Source organism: uncultured Campylobacter sp. (genome assembly GCF_938031315.1).
Taxonomy (GTDB): domain Bacteria; phylum Campylobacterota; class Campylobacteria; order Campylobacterales; family Campylobacteraceae; genus Campylobacter_B.
Genome location: NZ_CALHHT010000487.1, coordinates 1 through 1249 on the forward strand (window position 1 = coordinate 1; position 1249 = coordinate 1249).

The 1249-nt window shown below is 40.4% G+C and carries 2 protein-coding genes; one reads left to right on the top strand and one right to left on the bottom strand.

The window, feature by feature from the left end; translation table 11 throughout:
* A partial coding sequence (locus Q0236_RS12030; RefSeq protein ID WP_297918392.1) for an alpha/beta hydrolase occupies positions 1 to 235 on the bottom strand: 235 nt, incomplete at its 3' end.
* Positions 236 to 461: 226 nt separating this feature from the next.
* On the opposite strand from Q0236_RS12030, the gene Q0236_RS12035 reads away from it, so the two are divergent.
* On the top strand, positions 462 to 1249 hold a 788-nt coding region (locus Q0236_RS12035), incomplete at its 3' end, for an AraC family transcriptional regulator (RefSeq protein WP_297918389.1).

Here is a 1249-nt window from a genome sequence, read left to right on the forward strand (position 1 = left end):
AAAGTCCGCTTGGTTGTTCCTTTACCGCGCCAAAAGGCCCGCTAACTGCGATCGCAGCTGCTTTGCCTTTTAAATTTTTAGGCGTATAAAGATCGCCTACTAGCTCCACGCCGTAACGATTTTTAAATTTGACTTTCTTGTGATCTACCTTATCGCTTTTGGCGAAAATTTTATCCCACTCGCTAACCATAGAAACCGCCTCTAGCGGTGATTTTGCCACGTTTGCACCTGCCATTGCATTACCTCCTAAAATAAAACTTGACGCTATAAGCGCCGCCGCAAATTTCTTAAGATACATCTTTGTCCTTTCGGTTTTGATTTAGCTTTACAAGCTGTTTTGTAATGTGCATTCTAGCAGGATTTTAAATTTTGCGTTAGAACGATTCTCTAAATTTCATGCCTAATCCTGAAAAATTTCTAAAAAGGGGTATAATTTCATAAAATTTGAGGCGGAAAGCAAGATGAGCGAGCTAAATTTACTAAAAGAGCAGACAAAAGAGTTTTTACTAGATAGATACGGCGTAAACGGCCTTGTTCAAAGCGACATCGACTCGCTTGATTTTTACATCAGCGAAAAGACGCATGATTTTATCAATGCCATCTACAATCCATCTTTGTGCATTATCTTGCAAGGGGCAAAGTCGGTGGGCTTTGGCGATGAGATGAGCGGATACAACGAGCAAAGGTATCTACTCACATCGACCTATATGCCTCTAAGAGTGAGCCTAACCGACGCCTCAAAAGAGAGGCCATATATCTCGCTTACCCTTAATTTTAGCATGGATGAAATTTATGAAGTGCTAAAAAACGTCGAGATAAAAGAAGATAACATGCAAAAAAGCCAAAAGGGGGTATTTTTCGGCGATCTTACGGAGGAGATACTAGAGCCTGTTTTGAGGTTTGTTTGGTTGCTAGAAAAGCCGAAAGAGAAGATCAAATTTCTATCGGATCTTGCTAAAAAAGAGATCCTTTATACCCTTGTAACAAGCGATAAAAGCGGCTATTTTTTAAGTAAATTTGCGATGCAAGGAAGCGTCTCGAATAAAATTTTAAAAGCCGTAGCAAAGATAAAAAACGAATTCACGCAAAAGCTAAATATGAAAGAGGTCGCGCGCGAATGCGATATGAGCGAGTCGTCGCTCTATAATAACTTCAAGATCGTAACCTCGCTAAGCCCCATAGCTTTTCAAAAAAAGATCCGCCTAGAAGAGGCAAAAAATCTGCTCGCGACCAAAAATATCGGCGTTGC